The sequence below is a fragment of the Erwinia sp. 2186 genome (genome assembly GCF_057812255.1).
The window spans coordinates 3,647,414-3,669,520 of sequence record NZ_CM173824.1 but is presented as its reverse complement, the minus strand read 5'-3'; the positions used below and the strand labels follow the sequence as shown (position 1 = coordinate 3,669,520).

Here is a 22,107-nt window from a genome sequence, read left to right as displayed (position 1 = left end):
AATCCGTGTTGGGCGAAACAACCGTATTCAATATCTGGAGGGGGATCATATGAAGCTGGTTACCGTGGTAATTAAACCGTTTAAGTTGGAAGACGTGCGTGAAGCACTTTCCTCTATCGGTATTCAAGGGCTGACCGTGACCGAAGTGAAAGGCTTTGGTCGCCAGAAAGGGCATGCAGAACTTTATCGCGGTGCAGAATACAGCGTGAACTTCCTGCCAAAAGTAAAAATAGACATTGCGATTGCAGACGACCAGCTGGATGAAGTGGTTGATGTGATCAGCAAGGCTGCCTACACCGGCAAAATCGGTGACGGTAAGATTTTTGTTGCGGAACTGCAGCGAGTTATCCGTATTCGCACTGGCGAAACTGACGAAGCAGCACTGTAATCTCGGGGCTAAGAATGTTGATGGGATGGGATAAAATGAATAAAAAAATTGCTCTGTTCGGCCTCGCCAGTCTGGCTCTGTTACCGTCGCTTGCGATGGCTGCAGCACCGGCAGTGGCTGATAAAGCTGACAACGCCTTTATGATGATCTGCACCGCGCTGGTGCTGTTCATGACGTTGCCGGGTATTGCCCTGTTTTACGGCGGTCTGCTCCGCGCTAAAAACGTGCTTTCCATGATGACTCAGGTCTCTGTGACCTTCGCGATGGTGTGCGTATTGTGGATGCTTTACGGTTATTCACTGGCCTTCAGTGAAGGTAACGCCTTCTTCGGTGGCTTCAGCATGGCGATGTTGAAAAACATCCAGCTGACCTCACTGGTAGGCACCTTCTACCAATATATCCACGTCTCCTTCCAGGCTTCGTTCGCCTGTATCACCGTGGGCCTGATTGTTGGATCGATTGCTGAGCGCGTTCGCTTCTCAGCGGTACTGATCTTCGTTGCTATCTGGCTGACCTTCTCGTATCTGCCTATTGCACACATGGTCTGGTCAGGCGGTTTGCTGGCCCAGGACGGTGCGCTGGACTTCGCAGGCGGTACCGTTGTGCACATTAACGCCGCAGTTGCTGGTCTGGTGGGTGCTTACCTGGTGGGTAAACGTGCTGGTTTCGGCAAAGAAGCCTTTAAGCCTCACAATCTGCCAATGGTCTTTATGGGTACGGCGATTCTGTATGTGGGCTGGTTTGGCTTCAACGCTGGCTCAGCCAGTGCAGCTAACGAAATTGCCGGTCTGGCGTTCCTGAACACCGTTATGGCAACAGCTGGCGCGATGCTGAGCTGGACCTTCGGTGAGTGGGCTCTGCGTGGCAAACCTTCACTGCTGGGCGTCTGCTCTGGTGTGATTGCCGGTCTGGTCGCGATTACTCCTGCCTGTGGTTATGTTGGTGTGGGTGGTGCGCTGATTATCGGCATCGTCGGCGGTCTGGCAGGTCTGTGGGGTGTTACCATCCTGAAGAAATGGCTGCGTGTGGATGACCCATGTGACGTGTTCGGCGTTCACGGCGTCTGCGGCATCGTAGGCTGTATCCTGACCGGCGTCTTCGCCTCTTCTTCACTGGGTGGCGTAGGCTATGCACCTGGCGTGACCATGGGCCATCAGGTCTGGATCCAGATCTTCAGCGTCGGTGTGACCATCGTCTGGACCGGAGTGGTCGCCTTCGTGGCCTTCAAAATTGCTGACATGATTGTGGGTCTGCGTGTTCCGGAAGATCAGGAACGCGAAGGTCTGGACGTCAACAGCCATGGCGAGAATGCTTACAACCAGTAAGCCCGTATCAAGAAAAGCAGTGCGCTAAAAGTAGAATAAAAAAACGGCTCCTTCGGGAGCCGTTCGTTTTTCCGCTCTTCAGGTGACGTTATTTCACTTCGCGCACCCGCATCACGCCTTCCTGAACCGTAGACGCGACCAGCGTACCGTCCTGAGTGTAAAACTCACCACGAACAAAACCACGCGCACTCGACGCAGAGGTGCTCTCCACGCTGTACAGCAGCCATTGATTGAGATCGAACGGACGGTGGAACCACATTGAGTGATCGATGGTAGCGACCTGCATACCCGGTTCGAGGAATCCTTTACCGTGCGGTTGCAGTGCTACCGGCAGGAAGTTGAAGTCGGAAGCATACCCCAACAGATACTGATGGATGCGCCGGTCTTCAGGCATCACGCCGTTTGCCCGCAGCCAGACGTGACGGGTCGGTTCATCCACGTGGCCTTTAAGCGGGTTATGAAACTTAACCGGCCGGATTTCAAAAGGCTTCTCGGAGAGAAACTTGTCACGCGCTTTCTCGGGGATATAGCTGGCAAGCTGCTTTGCATAGTCGGCTTCGCTGGGCAGGTTATCAGGACCCGGCACCTCAGGCATCGATTTTTGATGCTCAAAGCCGCTTTCTGGCCCCTGGAATGAGGCGGTCATATAGAAAATAGGCTGTCCGTTCTGAACGGCTTTCACCCTTCTGGCGCTGAAACTCTGCCCGTCACGCAGCGTTTCCACATCATAAATAATCGCCTTCTGGCTATCGCCCGGGCGTAAAAAATAGCTGTGGAAAGAGTGAATGATGCGGTCTGCCGGAACGGTCTGTTTGGCGGCATACAGCGCCTGGCCGACAACCTGGCCACCAAAGACCTGGCGTAATCCCAGATCCTCACTCTGGCCACGAAAAAGGCCCTCTTCAAGCTTTTCCAAATCCAACAGGTTTAACAGATTTTGCAGGGCCTGGCTCATAGCGTGGATCCTCAGTAAACGACTGGAGGATAGTTTGCGAGATCCGACCAGTTACCGTCAACGGGGCAGGGCAATTATCTTTTAAGAAGAAGAGAGAAGGGTGCGCTTCCAGGCAGAAATCAGTAAGTTGTGCCAGAATTAAAGCTAACGGAACAGTGATTCACTGTTTACAGGCTAACTGAGACCTCAATTTCACCATTGATCTTAAGGAGATTACATCAATGAAAGTCTGGCCAATGTTAACTGGCGCCGCACTGGCGGTGGCACTCTCAGGATGTGCCGATAAAGGAAAAGATGTGCCGACGGCAACGCTGGCTTCACAGGTCGCCGGCGAGCAGGCGACGCTGCGTCAGCCTAATGTCAGTGGTTCTATCTACATTCGTCAGAAAGTGGCGCTGCCGCCTGACGCCGTGCTGACCGTGACGTTATCGGATGCCTCCATGGCAGATGCACCTTCTAAGGTCATCTCCCAGCGCGTGGTGAGAACCGATGGCAAACAGGCACCGTTCAACTTTATTCTGCCGTACAACCCTTCAGAGATTCAGCCTAATGCGCGCATCCTGTTGAGTGCGGCCATTACGGTTGACGGCAAAATGATGTTCATCACCGACAGTGTCAAACCGGTGATCAACAATGGTGGCAACAAGCAGGAGTTGTTATTAGTGCCGGTGCCATCAATGGCGATGCCAACGCTGCCGGGTGCTGCCACTACCGTGCCATCAACGTCGCCGACGCAGGTCAATCCTTCGTCGTCCGTTCCCGCACCAAGTTCAATGTAGTTACAGCCGCCCCTTCTGGGGCGGTTATCCTTCCCAACGGTACTGCTTCAACGCGATTTTTCCTTCTGCACTGACCTCAATCCCTTCTTCCAGTAATGCATTACGCTGTCGATCCAGATCATCCCCAGTCAGCGAGATTTCACCCAACCGGTTAATCACCCGATGCCAGGGAAGTTTGCTGCCCTCGGGAAGGCGCTTTAATACGCCCCCGACCTGACGCGCGGCACGTGGTGACCCTGCCAACCGTGCAATATCACCGTAGGTGGTGACTTTGCCATAGGGAATAGCGGCAAGGATTTGGTAGATGCGTTGTTGAAAGCTGTCAAAGTGTTCCATCTGTTCTCCCCCTGTCGACGTCAACAGTAATCGAAAGTGCGGAACATCTGAAGCGATTTCATGATGTTATAAGAGAGCCTACGGCTTAACCCGTATCGGCTTTGAAAACAATCAGATAGGAATTTTTTAACGGAGTTGAACAAGAAAGCAACGGTCATCAGGAGCAGGCTTGCAATTGCCTGGGGCTTCATTGATAATGCCCTCGCTCCATCTGATGGAGCACTCAATGGGGGCCCGGTTGGTTCTCCCGCAATGCTAATTTGTGAACTCGGTCAGATCCGGAAGGAAGCAGCCGTAGCAGATGACGCGTGTGCCGGGATGTAGCTGGCAGGGCCCCCACCCAATTCTGCCCTCGTATGCCAGCCAGTCCATCCTGCAATCAAACTCAAACTTATCGAACGAACTTCCAAACTGCTACCGGGATTTTATCGTAGAGTTTATTCATCGTCAGTTCGGCCAGACGATGATCAGCCGCAGAATAAAACACAGCCAGTTCATTATCGGATAATTCGTATTTGTTTTTTTCGATTACGCGCTCGAGGGTGTCGATTGACCGACACCGTCTTAAACGCATCAGATAATCAGTTTTAGTAAGAAGTTTATCTGTCATTGTTAAACCGTAGAAAAAATAATGGGTTGCTAAAATGAATGGCTCGTCTGTACGGGCACGAGAGCGCATTCCTCGGCGAAAATGTTAAACAAGCGTTTTGCTGATTTTTGCCAGCGCTGCAAATCCTGAACATTAATGCCGTAATTACTAAAGAGCATAAACGTATCATCGAGATATTCATCAATCTGACTAATCAGGTCACTATCTTCGAGATGTTTAATTTTGTAATTCATGGTGAAGGCAGCAATATGCTCAATCAGATCATTGAGCTGTAAATTGACTGCAGCAGTAGGATCGTTAACCCAGCCGTGATGACTATCGCCTAACGTCGCCAGGCTTTCATCGTACAAATTTTCACACACAAATTTCAGCTGGGCGATATCATGCCTTTTTGGTGAGTATTCGTCCATCTTTTTCCCCTCCATAGCGAGTGAAAGATGCCGTCAGCGCGGGCTTTCAGCGATTGGTATGCCAGGAGCGATAATTAACGTTAACCTAAATCTATTAATAAATATAACGTAATAAAGCTGTATTTGTAATGCTATTACGCAATATTACAATTCGTCAGCGGTACTGGTCTGTTGATTATCGATGAAATCAAAGGTCAGCAGGCCTGATTGCCATTCAAAATTGACTGTTTCAGTTGTGGTCTGGTCTGCATCTATATCGAGACAGGCGTTGAATACGTTCCAGCGGAAGCTGTAAGTCATCTTATAACGCGATTCACCTGAATATTCTATAGAAATAATTTTCATACTTTCGGGAACATATTGCGCATTCTGTGAATACCATAACAGCGAACCCGTTAACTCTACTTCTATTTTGGGAATAATCCGTTGAAGGTTATCTGATAACGTTAACAGATCGTCTTCATTGCCTGAGTAAGAAAAGGGAATAGTTTTGCGCATTTTTCCCCCACAGTGTTAATTAGCGCTTATAGAGATAATTGGTCTGCCTGTGAAAATAAGCAAGTGCCTTTAGTGTCTTCTAAACTATCTTAATGATTTGGCTATTAATTATCTTAGTAGATAATGTCATGTCCCGCGACAGTAAAACTAAAGAAGTTGAAAAAAGTTTATATAACCCTGGGTAATGGAAGGCATTATTTAAGTAATAATTAGATACACTTTGTCTGAACCCGCCAGAGCCAGAGATTGTATGATATTGTTATGTTATAACATAATGGTGGTCGCAATCGATGTCCTCTCTTCCTGTCTTTCTTCGCTACGGCACCTTACTTACCCACTCAGCGCTGGTGCGCCTGCTGTTGTCTGCTGCGGTGGTCGTGTTACTGGCTGCGTTAACTTATTGGGCTGTTGCCTGATGATTACCCTTAATCAACTGACGGTAGGTTATCAGGGGCGCGCGGTGACGCCGGCTCTGCAAGGGGAGTTTGCTCGCGGTTCGATGACCGCGCTGGTGGGGGCCAATGGCTCTGGCAAATCCACGCTGCTGAAAACCCTGGCCGGTCTGTTGCGTCCGGTAAGCGGATCGTTGAGCTTGCCCGCGCCGCGGACAAGTCTTGCCTGGATGCCACAGCAATCAGAAATTGAGAAGACCTTTCCACTCCACGTATTTGATTTGGTGGCGATGGGCTGCTGGCAAAAGTGTGGCTGGTTCGGCGCGATTAATCGCACGATGCGCAATCAGGTGATGACCGCGCTGGACCGGGTAGGAATGCTGCAGTTTGCCACCGCCCAACCCGGCACCTTATCGGGTGGGCAGTTGCAGCGCGTGCTGTTTGCCCGTCTGCTGGTGCAGGATGCGGACCTGCTGATGCTGGATGAGCCTTTCGCCGGCGTCGACAGCCAGACTACCGCGCTGTTATTGCAGCTGCTGCAGGAACGGCATCAGGCTGGCTGTACGCTGATTGTCGTGCTGCACGATATGGCCACCGTCGAAAAATACTTCCCGCAAACGCTGCGGCTTAAAAGCAGCCACGCTGAATGGTCCGGTTCCGGCTCAGCCGTTACCCAGCTGAATTTTAACCGCAGCCTGGGAGCATCATGATGCTGGCGATGTTCCATCCTTTTATTGAATTCGGCTTTATGCGCCGTGCCCTGGTGGCCTGCATTGCGCTTTCCCTCAGCGCTACGCCCTTAGGCGTCTTTTTGCTGCTGCGCAGAATGAGCCTGGTGGGCGACGCACTGTCACACGCCGTCTTACCGGGCGCGGCAATTGGCTATCTGATATCGGGCTTGTCTCTGGTGGCGATGGGAACCGGAGGCGTGATTGCCGGGCTTTCTGTTGCGTTGTTGTCTGGCGCGGTCAGCCGCTATACGCCGCTAAAAGAAGATGCCAGCTTTGCCGGCTTTTATCTTGGCTCGCTGGCGCTGGGGGTGACGTTGGTCTCCTTGCGCGGCTCCAGCGTGGATCTGTTGCATGTGCTGTTCGGATCGCTGTTAGCGGTAGATAACCCCTCAATCCTGTTGGTCTGCGTCATTTCAGCTGTTTCTTTATTAGTGCTGGCGCTGATTTACCGCCCGCTGGTAATCGATGCTTTTGACCCTGGTTTCCTACGCGCGCAGAACCGCTGGACGGCGCCGCTGGTGCACAGCCTGTTTCTGATGCTGGTCGTCACCAATCTGGTGGCAGGTTTTCAGGTGTTGGGCACCCTGATGTGCGTCGGCCTGATGATGCTTCCGGCAGCCGCGGCCCGTTTCTGGGGCAAAGGTCTGCCGGGCATGATGGTGTCAGCGATGATCCTTGCGCTGATAGCCAGCTTCAGCGGGCTCATTGCCTCCTTCTACCTGTCACTGCCTGCCGGTCCGGCGGTGGTGTTAAGTGCCGCGATCCTGTTTTTTATCTCGATTTTAGTGGGGCCGTGCGGCGGAATTTTCCGTCAGCGCCCGTTTTCAGTTGGTAAGGAGAAAGTATGAAGAAGTTACCTGTAGCGCTGGCAGTGGCGGGGATTTTACTCACCCCAATGGTGATGGCTAAAACGGTCAACACCGTTGCCAGTTTCTCGGTTCTGGCAGACATCGTGAAAGAAGTGGGTGGCGAACACGTTAAGGTGAAAAGTCTGGTCGGGCCGGATGGCGACCCGCACAGCTTTGAACCGACGCCTCAGGACAGCCAGGCGCTGGCAAAAGCAGATGTGGTTTTCGTCAGTGGCCTCGGGCTGGAAGGGTGGATGGATCGCCTGATTAGCGCGTCGGAATATAAAGGTAAGGTGATCGTCTCCTCTGAGGGGATTGAAACCCGCTCAATGGAAGAAGACGGTAAAACCATTACCGATCCGCATGCCTGGAACAGCATGAAGAATGGCGTGGTGTACGCCAACAATGTGATGAACGCGTTGATAGCCGCCGATCCAGAGGATGCGGCCTATTTCCGTCAGCAGGGATCGGCCTATATTGCCCAGTTAACCAAACTGGACAGTTGGGCGGCGAAAAGCTTTGCGGCAATCCCGCAGGCTAAACGCAAAGTGCTGACCAGCCATGATGCATTTGGCTATTTTGGTCAGCGTTATGGCGTCAGTTTCCTGTCACCGGTGGGCTTCTCTACCGAGTCTGAAGCCAGCGCATCTGACGTGGCAAAACTGATCACCCAGCTTAAAACCGAGCATATTCGTAGCTACTTTATCGAGAACCAGACCGATCCCCGCCTGGTGAAGCAGATTGCTTCTGCCTCCGGTGCGCAGTCGGGTGGTGAACTTTATCCGGAAGCGCTGACTAAAAAAGGTGGCGCGGCAGATACCTACGTCGCTGCCTTTAAGCATAACGTCAACGCGATGGTTGCCAGTATGAAATAGTGATGCAGACGGTCAGCATGCTGGCCGTCCGTTTCAGCGATAAAAAAAGCGGGCCACAATGATTGCGGCCCGCTTTTTCAGTGCAGAACAGATCAGCGCTTTTTCTTGCCACCCTGAACCGCTTTAAAGCGCGGGTTACTTTTACAGATAACGTAGACACGACCATGACGGCGGACAACTTTGCAGTCTTTATGGCGTTTCTTGGCCGACGCCAGCGAGCTTAATACCTGCATGATGACGCCTTATTTATCTGAAGATGAAGTAAAGAAGCGACCAAAGCGCTGATTAAAGCGATGCGCGCTGCCTTCTTTGGCAAAGTCTTTCTGCTTACCGGTGTAATAAGCATGAGACGCTGAAGAGACGTCTAGCGGGACGTATGGCAGCACTTTGCCCTCCAGCTCAATAGTGCGATCGGTTTTGATGGTTGAACCGACCACGAAGTAGGTGTCTGCGCTGGTATCGTGGAACGCCACGGTGCGGTAAGCCGGATGAATACCCTGTTTCATAAATCCTCACTGAAATAAGTAATGTTATAACATAACAATAATTATGCGCGTGCGCTGAGCGGATTGCAACTGGAAAAGAGAGGCAGGGGAGAAGGGCAAAAAAAAGAGGCCGCATTAGCGGCCTCTCAGTACAGCAATCAAATGCTGATTAGTGCGGGTTGTGCTCTACAGGATGACCCTGTTCCAGCTCTTCTTTGTTCTTGCCGAAGCGGCGGCGAACCACCACAAAGAAGACCGGCACGAAGAAGATAGCGAACAGCGTTGCGGTCACCATGCCGCCCATTACCCCGGTACCCACCGCATTCTGCGCACCGGAACCTGCACCGGTACTGATCGTCAGTGGCAATACGCCGAGGATAAAGGCCAGCGAGGTCATCAGGATTGGACGCAGACGCATACGAACGGCTTCAAGCGTCGATTCGACCAGACCTTTGCCTTCCTTCTCCATCAGATCCTTGGCGAATTCTACGATTAATATCGCATTCTTCGCCGACAGCCCAATGGTTGTCAGCAGGCCTACCACGAAGTAGACGTCATTACTGAGTCCGCGAACGGTGGTAAAGATCAGTGCCCCAATAACCCCAAGCGGGACCACCAGCATCACCGAGAATGGAATCGACCAGCTCTCGTACAAGGCCGCCAGACAGAGGAAGACCACAATTAACGAGATGGCGTACAGAGCCGGTGCCTGGTTACCAGACAAACGTTCCTGATACGACATTCCCGTCCAGTCGTAGCCGATCCCTGAAGGGAGCTGAGAAGCGATTTGCTCCATCAGGCCCATCGCTTCACCCGAGCTCTTGCCCGGTGCCGGTTGCCCCAGGATCTCCATTGAAGGCAGACCGTTGTAGCGTTCCAGTCGTGGCGAACCATACTGCCATTTGGCAGATGCGAAGGCGGAGAACGGCACCATGGTTCCACTAGAGTTACGGACGAACCATTTGTTGATGTCGTCCGGTAACATACGGGAATCCGCTTCACCCATTACGTACACTTTCTTCACACGACCGCGGTCGATGAAGTCGTTGACGTAAGATCCGCCCCACGATGCACCCAGCGTGGTGTTGATGTCAGAGATTGAGACGCCGAGGGCTTCTGCTTTCTCCTGATCAATCATCAGCTTGTACTGTGGTGTATCTTCCAGTCCGTTCGGGCGCACGCCAACCAACACATCAGGATGCTTGGCAACCATGCCCAGCAGCTGATTACGGGCCTGAGTCAGCGCATCGTGACCCAGGTTACCCTGGTCAATCAGTTCAAAGTCGAAGCCGGTGGCGTTACCCAATTCGATAATCGCCGGCAGGTTAAACGGAATAACCATGGCATCTTTGATTTCGCTGAACGCCTTCATGGCACGTCCGGCAATCCCGTCAACTTTGTTCGCTGCACCTGAACGCTCGTCCCACGGTTTAAGGCTGACGAAGGCGATACCGGTGTTCTGACCACGTCCCGCAAAACCAAAGCCGTTAACGGTAAAGACGGATTTAACGTTGTCTTTTTCCTTGGTCAGGAAGTAGTCAGTCACCTGGTCGAGAACTTTCTCAGTACGTTCCTGAGTCGCGCCCGCAGGTAACTGTGCCTGTGCCAACAGCAGGCCCTGGTCTTCTTCCGGCAGGAAGGAGGTCGGAAGCTGAATGAACAGGTACGCCATGCCCACCACGATCAGCAGGTAAATCACCAGATAGCGACCTGTGCTACGGATGATATGACCCACGCTGTTGGTATAGTGGTTGGTACTCTTATCGAACATACGGTTGAACCAGCCGAAGAACCCGGTGGTTTTACCGTGGTCGCCTTTCTTAACCGGCTTCAGCATCGTTGCGCACAGCGCTGGCGTCAGCACCAGGGCAACAATTACCGACAGCACCATTGCCGAGACGATAGTGATCGAGAACTGACGGTAGATAACCCCGGTCGAGCCGCCAAAGAAGGCCATCGGGATAAATACCGCAGACAGCACCAGCGCGATACCCACCAGGGCACCCTGGATCTGCTCCATTGACTTCTTGGTGGCTTCTTTCGGCGGTAGGCCCTCTTCAACCATCACGCGTTCGACGTTCTCGACCACGACGATGGCATCATCTACCAACAGGCCTATCGCCAACACCATCCCGAACATCGTTAGGGTGTTTATCGAATAACCGAAAGCACTAATAATGGCGAAAGTTCCCAACAGAACCACCGGAACGGCGATAGTCGGGATCAGCGTGGCACGGAAGTTCTGCAGGAACAGATACATCACGATAAACACCAGCACAATCGCCTCAATCAGGGTTTTCACCACTTCAATGATGGAGATTTTAACAAACGGCGTGGTGTCGTACGGATAGACGGTTTCCATCCCTGACGGGAAGAACGGTTCCAGCTTTTTCAGCTCATCCTTAACGGCTGCCGCGGTGTCCAGGGCGTTAGCGCCGGTCGCCAGTTTGATACCGATACCGGACGCAGGCTTGCCGTTGTAGCGCGCAATGATCTCGTAGTTTTCACCGCCGAGCTCAATGCGTGCCACATCTTTCAGCAGAACACGCGAACCATCCGCATTCACTTTCAGCAGGATCTTGCCGAACTCGTCGGTCGAAGTCAGACGGGTCTGAGCAATGATCGAGGCGTTCAGCTGCTGGCCTGGCACCGGTGGAGAGCCGCCGAGCTGACCTGCAGCGACCTGGGAGTTCTGTGAGTCAATGGCGCTAATCACATCTACCGGGGTCAGCTGATAGTTATTCAGCTTGTGCGGATCCATCCAGATACGCATCGCATACTGCGCACCGAAGATCTGCGTATCGCCGACACCCAGCGTACGACTGATTGGATCCTTAATGTTAGAGGCCACATAGTCAGAAATATCATTCTGATTCATGCTGCCATCTTTACTCACAAAACCGGCCACCATCAGGAAGCTGCTGGAGGATTTCTGAACCTGGATCCCCTGCTGCTGCACTTCTTGTGGCAGTAATGGTGTCGCCAGCTGCAGTTTGTTCTGCACCTGAACCTGCGCGATATCCGGGTCGGTCCCTGACTGGAAGGTCAGAGTCAACTGCAACGTACCGGAAGAATCACTGTTCGATGACATGTACATCAGGCCATCGATACCATTCATGTTTTGTTCAATAACCTGCGTGACGGAGTCCTGCAGTGTTTTCGCATCGGCACCAGGGTAAACAGCGCGAATCTGAACGGCCGGCGGAGCAACATTAGGATATTGCTCAATCGGCAGTTTTAGAATCGACAGCACGCCCATCAGCATGATGATGATGGCGATTACCCACGCAAAAATGGGGCGATCGATAAAGAACTTAGCCATGTATCAGCGGCTCCTGTTTAAGACTTAGGTTGTTCAGATCCAGCCTGTTTGGCTTCATCTGCAGTGACTTCCTGTGGAGTAACCTGAGCGCCAGGTTTGGCTCTCTGCAATCCAACGGTAATCACCTTATCGCCTTCTTTCAGACCACTGGTCACCAGCCATTTATCGCCGATAGCCTGCTCAGCCGTCAGAGTGCGGACTTCTACTTTATTATCTGCACCAATCACCATCGCCGATGCCTGGCCCGTTGGCGTACGAGTAACCGCCTGCTGAGGCACTAACAGCGCGCTTGGGTTGGTTCCCTCTTCCAGACGGGCACGAACAAACATTCCTGGCAGCAGTGAGTGGTCCGGGTTAGGGAACACGGCACGCAGCGTGATGGAGCCCGTCGTCTCATCAACGGTGACATCAGAGAATTCTAATGTTCCGCCCTGAGCGTATTCGCTACCATTTTGCAGAAGAAGTTTGACCTGAGCCTTGCCGTTAGCCTGCTGGAGCTTGCCGGAGTTCAGTTCATCACGCAGGCGCATAAAGTCTTCACTCGACTGTGTGACGTCCACATAGATAGGATCAAGCTGTTGCACGGTAGCCAGTGCGGTGGTTTGCGCGCTCTGAACCAGTGCACCTTCCGTGACGGAAGATTTACCAATGCGACCACTGATAGGGGAGGTCACTTTGGTGTAGGCCAGATTAATACGCGCGGTTTCAACGTTGGCTTTCGCAGCCTGAACGGCAGCTGCCGTCTGACTTTCGGTGGCTTTCGCCGTGTCATAATCCTGCTGACTGATGTACTTGGTACCCAGCAGCGGCTGATAACGTTTAACGGTCACCGCAGCAATTTGCGCGTTGGCCACAGCCTGCGCTAAATCACCTTTGGCACTGTCATACGCAGCCTGATAGGTTGCGGGATCGATCTGGTAAAGAGATTGTCCTGCCTTAATGTCGCTCCCTTCCACGAAATTACGTTTCAAAATAATGCCCGAAACCTGTGGGCGAACTTCTGCAATACGGAATGATGAGGTGCGACCTGGAAGGTCGGTGGTGATCTGCAATGGCGCGTTTTTAAGCGTTACAACACCCACTTCGGGTGGTTTTTGCTGTCCGGCCTGCTGCGCTTCTTTGTTATCACATCCTGTCAGCATAATGCTGCCTGAAAGCATCAGAACGGCCGCCAGAGGCGTTAACCCTCTGTTTTTGTTCATAAATAAACCTCGAGTATCCGATTTCGATTGTTCAATGGATCACAAACCCATAAACCCATTGCTGCGTTTAAATTATGGTCGTGGTATGTTACATACATTCGCAAATGTATGTAAGTGCACCCTTTTGTAAAAGTCACCCTATGGCACGAAAAACCAAACAACAGGCGTTAGAAACGCGAAATCACATCATTGATGCGGCAATTGGCAGATTTTCCGAGCATGGCGTATCCAAAACATCACTGGCCGATATCGCGACTGCGGCTGGCGTGACGCGTGGTGCAATTTACTGGCATTTCAAAAACAAAGCTGACTTGCTAAATGAAATCTGGGCACAGTCCGAATCAGGACTGGAAGACTTAGAGCTTGAGTATCAATTAAAATACCCTTCCGATCCACTCTCCGTTATGCGTGCAATGATTACCTATGTCCTTGAAGCCACGGCAAGGGACCAGCGCAGACGCTCACTTCTGGAAATTATTTTTCATAAATGTGAGTTTGTGGGTGAAATGACCACTTTACAGATGATGCAACAAACTCTGTATCTTGAGTGTTACGAGAAGATTGAAGAGGTCCTCCGTCAGTGCATTGAAGCTGGGCAACTTCCTGTTGAACTCGACACCCGACGCACCGCGGTCGTGATGCGAGCTTACATCACCGGGATTATGGAAAACTGGCTATTTATGCCGGAAAGCTTTGATTTAGCAGCCGATGCGCCACAGCTGGTGGAGGTATTGATCGACATGCTTCTGCACAGTCCAGCGCTGCGGACCCGGGCGCATTAACCTTTTTCAGCCGGCTGTTCAGTCGCTAATTTGGCTTCAAAATCTTTCTGCACCATCGCCAGCGCGGCCAATACCGTTTGCGGCGCGATAGCATTCTCTTCCAGCAGCATGATCAGATCCACCGCCAGCTTAACTTCTGCAGGCGCATTTTCCAGTGACATAGCAATTTCCTCTGATAGCCGAATAAGGCATTAAATACGCAGTTTTTTTACCAACAGAACCATCAACAGCGCGCCAGCGATGGCGATCAGCAGCGCGCGTGGCTCGATTTCTGACAGCGTGCCGTAGTTAAAGAACACCCCGACGTAGCCGCCGATCAGCGCACCAACCACCGCCAGCACCAGCGTTGGGATCAGCCCGCCTGGCCGGCCGGGGAAAAAGCGCCGGGTTAAAAAACCGACCAGCAAGCCGATGATAATCCACGAAAGAAGTCCCATCTTTTCTACCCAGAATGAAATTTTATCCAAGTATAGCTAGTGTTCACGCTTTTCAATGGCGCGCTCGATACGCTTAGTGGCTTGCAGGCAACGTTGCAGACGTCCTTCCTGCGCCGCAATTTCCCGCTGCAGGTTTTGCTGTTGGACCAGCGTTTCGCATTTCGCCAGCTGACTTTCGCGATCGGTAATCATATCCCGCAGCCGCCGTTCGTAATCCTGATGTTTCGCCAACTTTTCGTAGAGGTTCTCACTGACCGGTTCAGCAACGGCTTCGCCTTTACGCAAGGTCTGCGTGGCCAGCTCCCGTTGCAAGGCGCTGATTTGCAGCACCACGCGCTCGGCCAGCCAGGCCACACGCTCGGTGCGCTGGTCGGCAACGCTCTGGTTGAGCATTTTCAGGCTCTCCCTGATCTCCAGCAAATAATCTCCCAACCGGGTGCTGTGAGAATGAAATAACTGGGCATCAAAACGCGCTTTGGGCGTCCGTTTATTGCGGTGAGGCTCGACGGCTTCAGCCAGCTGCTCCAGCCGGGAGGCTAACTGCTCCAGCATAAGGGCACTTTTCATCTTCGATCTCCAGGCATTGCCCTGATTATGCTAGTCTCACCTCGTGTGAGGGAGGGATGTAGAGCAATGAAGCGGATCATTCTACTGATTATTGGCTGGTTAGCGATGGCGCTGGCGACACTTGGCGTAATTTTACCGTTATTACCGACTACGCCCTTTCTGTTACTGGCGGCCTGGTGCTTTGCCCGATCCTCTCCACGCTTCCACCACTGGTTGCTGCACCGTTCGCTGTTTGGCCCTTACTTACGCCACTGGCAGAAGCACCGGGCGCTGCCGCCCAAAGCGAAAGGGCGCATGGTGGTGTTTACCGTCATCACCTTTGCGGTTTCTCTGTGGCTGGTCAACATTCTCTGGGTGCGGCTATTGTTAGTCTGTCTGCTCTGCATCCTGATCCTCTTTATGCTCAGGCTCCCGGTTGTTGAGGATCCGCAAGAAAAGCCGTGATTTTGCGGTGTATGGTTGCAATTGCCCGACGGTTTGCATAGATTTGGTCGTTTTCGTGCGTAGCTTCCCCTGACGTTCTCTTTTTGCCCTGTGACAGAGTGTCAGTGCAGATGAAGCTGCGCGAGTCAGATTTGTATTTACCAGGCATAACACTATGACCGCGACTGCTCAGCAGCTTGAATTCCTTAAAAACAGTATCAAAAGCATCCCGGATTACCCTAAGCCGGGCATTCTGTTTCGTGACGTGACCAGCCTGCTGGAAGATCCCACCGCGTTTGCACTCAGTATTGAACTGTTGGTTGAACGCTATCGTGACAAGGGGATCACCAAAGTGGTCGGCACTGAAGCCCGTGGCTTCCTGTTCGGCGCGCCGGTGGCGTTAGGTCTGGGTGTGGGCTTTGTTCCCGTGCGTAAGCCGGGCAAACTGCCCCGTAAAACCTTCGCCGAAAGCTATGAGCTGGAATACGGCACCGACCAGCTGGAACTGCATTGCGATGCCATCGGCCCTGGCGATACCGTGCTGATGGTCGACGATTTGCTGGCGACCGGTGGCACCATCGAAGCAACGGTGAAACTGATCCGCCGTGCCGGTGGCGAAGTGAAAGATGCCGCTTTCATTATCAATCTGTTCGACCTGAGCGGTGAAGCCCGCCTGAAGGCGATGGGGATCGACTCCTTCAGCCTCGTTAACTTCCCCGGGCACTGATCCCGCAACCTTCAGCCTCGCCGTAAAGGTGGGGCTGTGTTAGCATTACCCTCCGGTTCACTCAACACATCCCGCGAATTAATGAGCTATCAGGTACTGGCCCGCAAGTGGCGTCCACAAGCGTTTACTGATGTCGTCGGTCAGGAGCATGTCCTGACAGCGCTGGCTAATGGCCTGTCGCTCGGCCGCATCCATCACGCTTATCTGTTTTCCGGCACCCGAGGTGTGGGAAAGACCACTATTGCCCGCCTGTTGGCGAAAGGACTGAATTGCGAAACCGGCATTACGGCGACCCCGTGTGGTCAGTGTGATAACTGTCGTGAAATCGAACAGGGGCGTTTCGTTGATCTGATTGAGATTGATGCCGCCTCACGTACCAAAGTTGAAGACACGCGAGACCTGCTGGATAACGTCCAGTACGCCCCTGCGCGTGGCCGCTTCAAAGTTTACCTGATTGATGAAGTGCACATGCTTTCCCGTCACAGCTTCAATGCGCTGTTAAAGACGCTGGAAGAGCCGCCTGAGCACGTCAAATTCCTGCTGGCGACCACCGATCCGCAAAAGCTGCCGGTGACGATTCTGTCGCGCTGCCTGCAGTTCCATCTGAAAGCACTGGATGTCGAACAGATCCGCGGTCAGCTTCAGCATGTGCTGCAGGAAGAAAAAATTGAGGCTGAGCCGCGTTCGCTCCAGCTATTAGCCCGTGCGGCTGATGGCAGCATGCGTGATGCGCTGAGCCTGGCCGATCAGGCGATTGCCATGGGGCAGGGACAGGTCACCACCGTGACGGTCAACGCCATGCTCGGCACGCTGGATGATGAACAGCCGCTGGCGCTGATCGAAGCGCTGGTCAATGCGGAAGGCGAGCAGGTGATGTCGCTGCTGAATCAGGCGGCTTCCCGTGGCGTGGAGTGGGAAGCGCTGCTGGTTGAAATGCTGACCTTGCTGCACCGCGTGGCGATGATCCAGCTGCTGCCTTCGGCGCTGGGTGATGATTACGCCGCCGTTGAACAGCGCCTGCGTGAACTGGCCCGCGTGCTGCCACCGCCCGATGTGCAGCTCTATTATCAGACGCTGCTGGTGGGCCGCAAAGAGCTGCCGCTGGCCCCGGATCGCCGCATGGGCGTGGAAATGACGCTGCTGCGTGCGCTGGCTTTTCACCCTAAACAGGTGATTGCGGAGCCGGTCGCGCGTCCGTCCATGATGCCGCAGGCCCAACCTGTGGCACCACAGGCGGCAACGCCAACGCCACCGGCGGCCACCACGCCTGCCCATACCGTGCAGGACGCGGAAGCGCCGGGGAACATGCCCGATACGACCAACCAGCTGCTGCTGGCGCGAACACAGTTGATGCGCCAACAGGGAGCGACCAAACCAAAAAAGGATGAGCCGGCAGCGCAACGTGCGCGGCCGGCAAGTTCGGCACTGGAGCGGTTGGCTTCAGTTACCGAGCGCGGCCAGAAGCGGCAGCTTGCCGCTGAACCCGCCGCGCCGGTAAAAGAAGAGGCGTATCGCTGGAAGGCGCAGACGCAGGAAGACGCGATCCCCGAGCCGGTTGCCACGCCAAAAGCGTTGCGTACCGCACTGGAGCATGAGAAAACCCCGGAGCTGATGGCCAAACTGGCCGCAGAATCGCTGTTGCGGGACGCCTGGGCGGCAGAGATTGCGCAGTTGACGTTACCGAAGCTGGTGCAGCAAATGGCGCTGAACGCCTGGAAAGAGCAGACGGAGAGCGGCATTTGCCTGCACCTTCGCTCCAGCCAGCGCCACCTGAATTCCCCCTCAGCGCAGAAGGTGCTGACGGAAGCATTAAGTGCCGTCTCCGGTCAGCCGGTTGAACTGACACTGGTAGAAGATGATAATCCCGCGGTGTTAACGCCGCTGGAATGGCGTCAGGCGATTTACGAAGAGAAACTGGCGCAGGCGCGTCAGTCGATTATTGCGGATAATCATATTCAGACGCTGCGTCGGTTCTTCGATGCAGACGTGGATGAAGAGAGCATTCGCCCCCTTTGAAACGCTGCATTATCGCTTAGGCGGTATGCGGCCCGATCTGAGAGAGAAAAACTATGTTTGGAAAAGGCGGACTGGGTAACCTGATGAAACAGGCCCAGCAAATGCAAGACAAGATGGGCCAGGTTCAGGAAGAGATCGCGGCAATGGAAGTCACCGGTGAATCAGGCGCAGGCCTGGTGAAAGTCACCATCAACGGTGCACATAACTGCCGTCGCGTTGAAGTCGATCCAAGCCTGTTCGACGATGACAAAGACATGCTGGAAGATCTGGTTGCTGCAGCCTTCAACGATGCGGCACGTCGCATTGCGGAAGTGCAGAAAGAGAAAATGGCCGGTGTGTCTAACGGTATGCAGTTGCCACCTGGCTTCAAGATGCCGTTCTGATGCAGACCAGCCCGCTCCTTGAAAGTTTGATGGAGTCGCTGCGCTGCCTGCCAGGCGTTGGGCCGAAATCGGCCCAGCGTATGGCTTTTCAGCTTTTGCAGCGCGATCGCAGTGGCGGTATGCGTCTGGCTCAGGCGTTGACGCGTGCGATGTCTGAAATTGGTCATTGTTCCGACTGCCGGACCTTTACCGAGCAGGAAATCTGCACCATCTGCGCTAATCCACGTCGTCAGCAAAATGGTCTGATTTGCATCGTGGAAAGCCCGGCCGATATTCATGCCATTGAGCAGACCGGGCAATTTGCCGGCCGCTACTTTGTGCTGATGGGCCACCTTTCACCGCTCGATGGCATTGGTCCCAATGACATTGGTCTGGATCGGCTGGAGCAACGGCTGGAAAAAGAGTCTATTCAGGAAGTTATCCTCGCCACCAACCCCACGGTGGAAGGGGAGGCAACCGCCAACTACATCGCTGAAATGTGCGGGCAGTATGGCGTTGACGCCAGCCGCATCGCCCACGGCGTGCCGGTTGGTGGTGAGCTGGAAATGGTCGATGGCACCACGCTGTCGCACTCTCTGGCCGGACGCCACAAGATTAGATTCTAACCATTCAACGGCACGATCCGTCGTGCCTGCTTGAAATCCTGTTGTTTGCCCCCACTCTACTTCTCAACGTATATCCATCCGTATTAGTTGAGGTAGCAATGACCATGAAAGGACAAGAGACGCGTGGCTTCCAGTCAGAGGTAAAACAGCTTCTGCACCTGATGATCCATTCCCTCTATTCAAACAAAGAAATCTTCCTGCGCGAGCTGATCTCCAACGCATCTGATGCCGCTGACAAGCTGCGTTTCCGCGCGCTTTCCACGCCGGATCTCTATCAGGGCGATGGCGACTTGCGCGTACGGGTTTCCGTTGATAAGGACAACCGCACGCTGACGCTGAGCGATAACGGCATCGGTATGACGCGTGACGAAGTCATTGAAAACCTGGGCACCATTGCCAAATCAGGCACCAAATCTTTCCTTGAATCGATGGGTTCCGACCAGGCGAAAGACAGCCAGCTGATCGGTCAGTTCGGTGTCGGTTTCTACTCGGCATTTATCGTGGCGGACAAGGTCACCGTGCGCACGCGTGCGGCTGGCGCAACGGCTGACGAGGGCGTGTTCTGGGAATCTGCTGGTGAGGGCGAATACACCCTGGCCGACATCACTAAAGAAGACCGTGGCACGGAAATCACCCTGCATCTGCGTGAAGGTGAAGACGAGTTCCTTGATGCCTGGCGTGTGCGCAGCATCATCAGCAAATATTCTGACCACATCGCGTTGCCGGTAGAAATCGAAAGCCACAACGAAGAAGACGACACCACCAGTTGGGAAAAGATCAACAAAGCCCAGGCGCTGTGGACGCGTAACAAGTCGGAAGTCAGCGAAGACGAATACAAAGAGTTTTACAAGCACGTTTCTCATGACTACGCCGATCCCCTGACCTGGAGCCACAACCGCGTGGAAGGGAAGCAGGAATATACCAGCCTGCTGTATATCCCAACCCAGGCGCCGTTTGATATGTGGAATCGCGACCACAAGCACGGCCTGAAACTGTACGTGCAGCGCGTATTCATCATGGATGACGCCGAGCAGTTTATGCCGAACTATCTGCGCTTTGTGCGCGGCCTGATAGATTCCAGCGATCTGCCGCTGAACGTCTCCCGTGAGATCCTGCAGGACAGCCGCATTACCCAAAACCTGCGCAACGCGCTGAGCAAGCGTGCGCTGCAGATGCTGGAGAAAGTGGCGAAGGACGACGAAGAGAAATATCAGCAGTTCTGGCAGCAATTCGGTCTGGTGTTGAAAGAAGGCCCGGCTGAAGACAGCGCCAATGGCGAAACCATCGCTAAACTGCTGCGTTTCGCCAGCACCAGCAGCGAAGGTTCTGCGCAGAAGGTGTCGCTGGAAGATTACGTCAGCCGCATGGTCGAAGGTCAGGACAAGATTTACTACATCACGGCCGACAGCTATGCCGCCGCGAAGAGCAGCCCGCACCTGGAGCTGTTCCGCAAAAAAGGTATCGAAGTGCTGTTGCTCTCCGATCGTATCGATGAGTGGATGATGAGCTACCTCACCGAGTTCGATGGCAAACAGTTCCAGTCCGTCAGCAAAGACGATCAGGATCTGAGCAAGCTGGCCGACGAAGAGAGCGAAGAGCAGAAAGAAGCCGAAAAGGCGCTTGAGCCGTTTGTTGAGCGCGTGAAAACGCTGCTGGGCGATCGCGTGAAGGAAGTGCGTCTGACGCACCGTCTGACCGACACGCCGGCTATCGTCACCACTGAAGCCAACGACATGAGCACCCAGATGGCGAAGCTGTTTGCCGCTGCGGGCCAGGCCGTGCCGGAAGTGAAGTATCTGTTTGAGCTGAACCCGGACCATGCGCTGGTGAAACGCACGGCGGAGACGCAGGACGATACGCACTTTGCGGAGTGGGTTGAGCTGCTGCTCGATCAGGCGATGCTGGCTGAACGCGGCACGCTGGAAGATCCCAACCAGTTTATCCGCCGCATGAACCAGCTGCTGCTGGCGTAAGGCATTCTACCGACACTGTCATCACCAGGGGGCGAAGCGATTCGCCCCTTTTTCTTTTCTGCCGTTCTATCCCACCATGGCCGCTTCTTCTAACAGCCAGCGGCGAAACAGTTCGATCTCCCGCTCTTCCTTGCGTGACGCCTTAACCATCATCCAGGTTGCCCTGTCGACCTCGGCAAAGCCCAGCGGCGCGATCAGCGATCCCTCACGGATCTCTTTTTTCACCAGGATCTGCGGCGTCATAATAATCCCCAACCCATTGCGGGCTGCCTGGATCGCCAGCGTCAGATTATCAAAGTGCTTTCCTGCCCAGAAATCGCCCCGTGCGCCGGTTTTCTTCGCCCATTCAGCCCAGGCATGCAGCTTGGTATCCGCGTGCAGCAGCGGCAGGGTGGAGAAGTCCGTTTCATAGGTAAAGCGGTTGCTGAACGAGGGCGCGCAGACCGGGCCGATATAATCGACGGTGATAAGCGTGGCGGCAATATCGTCCTGCACCAGCTGTTCATGGCTGAGGATCAGCAGGTCGGACTGTTCGTTGCGCACCCGCTCAATATCCACATGGGTCTGGAACGTCAGCGCAATATCTTTGTGGCGCTCGGTAAACCGGCTGATCCTCGGGATCAGCCACTGCGCGAGAAAGCTGGGTGCGCAGGAGACGGTCAGGCTGTTCAGGTTTCTGGCGCGGATCTTCTCACAGGTGGTTTCGATCTCACGGAAGGTGTGCATACAGCAAACTTTCAGCCGCTCGCCGTCAGAGGTCAGCTGTACCCGACCATTCGCCCGCAAAAACAACGGCTTCCCTAACCACTCTTCCAGCAGTTTTATCTGATGGCTGACCGCACTGTGGGTCACGCTCAGCGACTGCGCCGCCAGACTGAAATTTTGATGCAGTGCGGCCTGATGAAAATAGCGCAGGGCGCGCAGTGAGGGGAGTCCTGACATAAGAGTGCTCTGTGAGAAAAACTAACAGCAAGTGTCTGTTTATATCATTTTAAAGTCCAGTCGGTTTTACCTAATCTGATTTCGCAGACAGGGAGG

27 protein-coding genes, 1 other RNA gene and 1 other annotated feature are annotated in these 22,107 nt (G+C 53.8%); of the genes, 15 read left to right on the top strand and 13 right to left on the bottom strand.

All coding sequences use genetic code 11. The annotated features are described in order from the left end of the window. Nucleotides 1-49: 49 nt before the first annotated feature. Both glnK and amtB read left to right on the top strand, forming a co-directional pair. Complete coding sequence (gene glnK, locus ACXKZG_RS17170; RefSeq protein WP_007886947.1) at nucleotides 50-388, top strand: P-II family nitrogen regulator; 339 nt, start codon at nucleotides 50-52, stop codon at nucleotides 386-388. 20 nt (nucleotides 389-408) lie between these two features. Next, the gene (gene amtB, locus ACXKZG_RS17165) at nucleotides 409-1,713 is read left to right on the top strand and encodes an ammonium transporter AmtB (RefSeq protein WP_013201053.1); all 1,305 of its coding nucleotides are present in this window, start codon (nucleotides 409-411) and stop codon (nucleotides 1,711-1,713) included. Between the two features lie 88 nt (nucleotides 1,714-1,801). Here amtB and tesB read toward each other — a convergent pair whose 3' ends face one another. Then, on the bottom strand, nucleotides 1,802-2,668 hold the full coding sequence (gene tesB, locus ACXKZG_RS17160) for an acyl-CoA thioesterase II (RefSeq protein ID WP_013201054.1): 867 nt from the start codon (nucleotides 2,666-2,668) through the stop codon (nucleotides 1,802-1,804). A gap of 221 nt (nucleotides 2,669-2,889) precedes the next feature. Between tesB and ACXKZG_RS17155 the strand changes: the two genes are divergently transcribed. Beyond that, entirely contained in the window at nucleotides 2,890-3,447 is a 558-nt protein-coding gene (locus ACXKZG_RS17155) for a YbaY family lipoprotein (protein ID WP_134823600.1), read from the top strand. Nucleotides 3,448-3,471: 24 nt separating this feature from the next. Here the strand turns inward: ACXKZG_RS17155 and ACXKZG_RS17150 are convergent, their stop codons facing one another. Then, complete coding sequence (locus ACXKZG_RS17150; RefSeq protein WP_488875187.1) at nucleotides 3,472-3,783, bottom strand: MGMT family protein; 312 nt, start codon at nucleotides 3,781-3,783, stop codon at nucleotides 3,472-3,474. A 236-nt stretch (nucleotides 3,784-4,019) separates the two neighbouring features. On the opposite strand from ACXKZG_RS17150, the gene ffs reads away from it, so the two are divergent. Beyond that, nucleotides 4,020-4,116: signal recognition particle sRNA small type (gene ffs / locus ACXKZG_RS17145), an RNA gene on the top strand. A gap of 58 nt (nucleotides 4,117-4,174) precedes the next feature. Here the strand turns inward: ffs and ACXKZG_RS17140 are convergent. From ACXKZG_RS17140 to ACXKZG_RS17130, 3 genes are all read right to left on the bottom strand, one after another. Further along, the gene (locus ACXKZG_RS17140; RefSeq protein WP_013201057.1) at nucleotides 4,175-4,393 is read right to left on the bottom strand and encodes an HHA domain-containing protein; all 219 of its coding nucleotides are present in this window, start codon (nucleotides 4,391-4,393) and stop codon (nucleotides 4,175-4,177) included. Nucleotides 4,394-4,422: 29 nt separating this feature from the next. After that, on the bottom strand, nucleotides 4,423-4,803 hold the full coding sequence (tomB, locus tag ACXKZG_RS17135; RefSeq protein ID WP_013201058.1) for an Hha toxicity modulator TomB: 381 nt from the start codon (nucleotides 4,801-4,803) through the stop codon (nucleotides 4,423-4,425). Between the two features lie 144 nt (nucleotides 4,804-4,947). Further along, on the bottom strand, nucleotides 4,948-5,301 hold the full coding sequence (locus ACXKZG_RS17130; protein ID WP_013201059.1) for a hypothetical protein: 354 nt from the start codon (nucleotides 5,299-5,301) through the stop codon (nucleotides 4,948-4,950). Nucleotides 5,302-5,591: 290 nt separating this feature from the next. Between ACXKZG_RS17130 and ACXKZG_RS17125 the strand changes: the two genes are divergently transcribed. Genes ACXKZG_RS17125 through ACXKZG_RS17110 form a run of 4 tightly spaced genes read left to right on the top strand, consistent with a single transcriptional unit; the run spans nucleotide 5,592 to nucleotide 8,147 of the window. Beyond that, complete coding sequence (locus ACXKZG_RS17125; protein WP_258166976.1) at nucleotides 5,592-5,717, top strand: hypothetical protein; 126 nt, start codon at nucleotides 5,592-5,594, stop codon at nucleotides 5,715-5,717. Beyond that, nucleotides 5,717-6,403 (top strand): metal ABC transporter ATP-binding protein, encoded by a 687-nt coding sequence (locus tag ACXKZG_RS17120; protein ID WP_013201060.1) that lies wholly within the window; start codon nucleotides 5,717-5,719, stop codon nucleotides 6,401-6,403. Before ACXKZG_RS17125 ends, ACXKZG_RS17120 begins: the two co-directional genes overlap by 1 nt. Beyond that, complete coding sequence (locus tag ACXKZG_RS17115; RefSeq protein ID WP_013201061.1) at nucleotides 6,403-7,272, top strand: metal ABC transporter permease; 870 nt, start codon at nucleotides 6,403-6,405, stop codon at nucleotides 7,270-7,272. The genes ACXKZG_RS17120 and ACXKZG_RS17115 overlap by 1 nt, the downstream gene beginning before the upstream one ends. Beyond that, nucleotides 7,269-8,147: a metal ABC transporter substrate-binding protein gene (locus ACXKZG_RS17110; protein WP_346565711.1), complete on the top strand. Its 879-nt coding sequence runs from the start codon at nucleotides 7,269-7,271 to the stop codon at nucleotides 8,145-8,147. The genes ACXKZG_RS17115 and ACXKZG_RS17110 overlap by 4 nt, the downstream gene beginning before the upstream one ends. A gap of 92 nt (nucleotides 8,148-8,239) precedes the next feature. Here ACXKZG_RS17110 and ykgO read toward each other — a convergent pair whose 3' ends face one another. The 4 genes from ykgO to ACXKZG_RS17090 form a co-directional block, all read right to left on the bottom strand. After that, nucleotides 8,240-8,380 carry a type B 50S ribosomal protein L36 gene (gene ykgO, locus ACXKZG_RS17105; RefSeq protein WP_013201062.1) on the bottom strand — a complete coding sequence of 47 codons (141 nt, stop codon included), beginning with the start codon at nucleotides 8,378-8,380 and terminating at the stop codon, nucleotides 8,240-8,242. A 9-nt stretch (nucleotides 8,381-8,389) separates the two neighbouring features. Further along, nucleotides 8,390-8,653 carry a type B 50S ribosomal protein L31 gene (locus ACXKZG_RS17100; protein WP_053141865.1) on the bottom strand — a complete coding sequence of 88 codons (264 nt, stop codon included), beginning with the start codon at nucleotides 8,651-8,653 and terminating at the stop codon, nucleotides 8,390-8,392. 148 nt (nucleotides 8,654-8,801) lie between these two features. After that, complete coding sequence (locus ACXKZG_RS17095) at nucleotides 8,802-11,954, bottom strand: multidrug efflux RND transporter permease subunit AcrB (RefSeq protein WP_053141867.1); 3,153 nt, start codon at nucleotides 11,952-11,954, stop codon at nucleotides 8,802-8,804. A 17-nt stretch (nucleotides 11,955-11,971) separates the two neighbouring features. After that, a complete protein-coding gene (locus ACXKZG_RS17090; protein ID WP_013201065.1) occupies nucleotides 11,972-13,156 on the bottom strand; it encodes an efflux RND transporter periplasmic adaptor subunit in 1,185 nt (394 codons plus the stop codon). Nucleotides 13,157-13,296: 140 nt separating this feature from the next. Here ACXKZG_RS17090 and acrR point away from each other — a divergent pair, with 140 nt between their 5' ends. After that, complete coding sequence (gene acrR, locus ACXKZG_RS17085; RefSeq protein WP_013201066.1) at nucleotides 13,297-13,938, top strand: multidrug efflux transporter transcriptional repressor AcrR; 642 nt, start codon at nucleotides 13,297-13,299, stop codon at nucleotides 13,936-13,938. Here the strand turns inward: acrR and rsmS are convergent. From rsmS to priC, 3 genes are read right to left on the bottom strand one after another with little or no spacing between them, the layout of a single operon-like run. After that, nucleotides 13,935-14,099 carry a pleiotropic regulatory protein RsmS gene (gene rsmS, locus ACXKZG_RS17080; RefSeq protein WP_013201067.1) on the bottom strand — a complete coding sequence of 55 codons (165 nt, stop codon included), beginning with the start codon at nucleotides 14,097-14,099 and terminating at the stop codon, nucleotides 13,935-13,937. The two genes, acrR and rsmS, sit on opposite strands and share 4 nt — an antisense overlap. A 30-nt stretch (nucleotides 14,100-14,129) precedes the next feature. Further along, nucleotides 14,130-14,375, bottom strand: a complete 246-nt coding sequence (locus tag ACXKZG_RS17075) for a GlsB/YeaQ/YmgE family stress response membrane protein (RefSeq protein ID WP_053141873.1) — start codon at nucleotides 14,373-14,375, stop codon at nucleotides 14,130-14,132. 36 nt (nucleotides 14,376-14,411) lie between these two features. Further along, nucleotides 14,412-14,942 (bottom strand): primosomal replication protein PriC, encoded by a 531-nt coding sequence (gene priC / locus ACXKZG_RS17070; protein WP_013201069.1) that lies wholly within the window; start codon nucleotides 14,940-14,942, stop codon nucleotides 14,412-14,414. Nucleotides 14,943-15,008: 66 nt separating this feature from the next. Between priC and ACXKZG_RS17065 the strand changes: the two genes are divergently transcribed. The 6 genes from ACXKZG_RS17065 to htpG all read left to right on the top strand — a co-directional run bounded on the left by ACXKZG_RS17065 (nucleotide 15,009) and on the right by htpG (nucleotide 21,069). Next, a complete protein-coding gene (locus ACXKZG_RS17065) occupies nucleotides 15,009-15,386 on the top strand; it encodes a DUF454 family protein (protein ID WP_013201070.1) in 378 nt (125 codons plus the stop codon). A 154-nt stretch (nucleotides 15,387-15,540) separates the two neighbouring features. Further along, nucleotides 15,541-16,092 carry an adenine phosphoribosyltransferase gene (gene apt / locus ACXKZG_RS17060; protein WP_013201071.1) on the top strand — a complete coding sequence of 184 codons (552 nt, stop codon included), beginning with the start codon at nucleotides 15,541-15,543 and terminating at the stop codon, nucleotides 16,090-16,092. 81 nt (nucleotides 16,093-16,173) lie between these two features. Further along, the gene (gene dnaX, locus ACXKZG_RS17055; RefSeq protein ID WP_346566224.1) at nucleotides 16,174-18,108 is read left to right on the top strand and encodes a DNA polymerase III subunit gamma/tau; all 1,935 of its coding nucleotides are present in this window, start codon (nucleotides 16,174-16,176) and stop codon (nucleotides 18,106-18,108) included. Then, nucleotides 17,450-17,511: a sequence feature (DnaX frameshifting element), on the top strand. It overlaps the preceding gene by 62 nt. 53 nt (nucleotides 18,109-18,161) lie before the next feature. Further along, nucleotides 18,162-18,491 carry a YbaB/EbfC family nucleoid-associated protein gene (locus tag ACXKZG_RS17050; RefSeq protein ID WP_013201073.1) on the top strand — a complete coding sequence of 110 codons (330 nt, stop codon included), beginning with the start codon at nucleotides 18,162-18,164 and terminating at the stop codon, nucleotides 18,489-18,491. Continuing rightward, nucleotides 18,491-19,096, top strand: coding sequence for a recombination mediator RecR (recR, locus tag ACXKZG_RS17045; protein ID WP_013201074.1), 606 nt, complete (start codon nucleotides 18,491-18,493; stop codon nucleotides 19,094-19,096). The genes ACXKZG_RS17050 and recR overlap by 1 nt, the downstream gene beginning before the upstream one ends. Before the next feature lie 98 nt (nucleotides 19,097-19,194). Continuing rightward, nucleotides 19,195-21,069 carry a molecular chaperone HtpG gene (gene htpG, locus ACXKZG_RS17040; RefSeq protein WP_053141880.1) on the top strand — a complete coding sequence of 625 codons (1,875 nt, stop codon included), beginning with the start codon at nucleotides 19,195-19,197 and terminating at the stop codon, nucleotides 21,067-21,069. A gap of 66 nt (nucleotides 21,070-21,135) precedes the next feature. On the opposite strand, the gene ACXKZG_RS17035 is transcribed toward htpG, so the two are convergent. Continuing rightward, on the bottom strand, nucleotides 21,136-22,011 hold the full coding sequence (locus ACXKZG_RS17035) for a LysR substrate-binding domain-containing protein (protein WP_013201076.1): 876 nt from the start codon (nucleotides 22,009-22,011) through the stop codon (nucleotides 21,136-21,138). Nucleotides 22,012-22,107 lie beyond the last annotated feature (96 nt).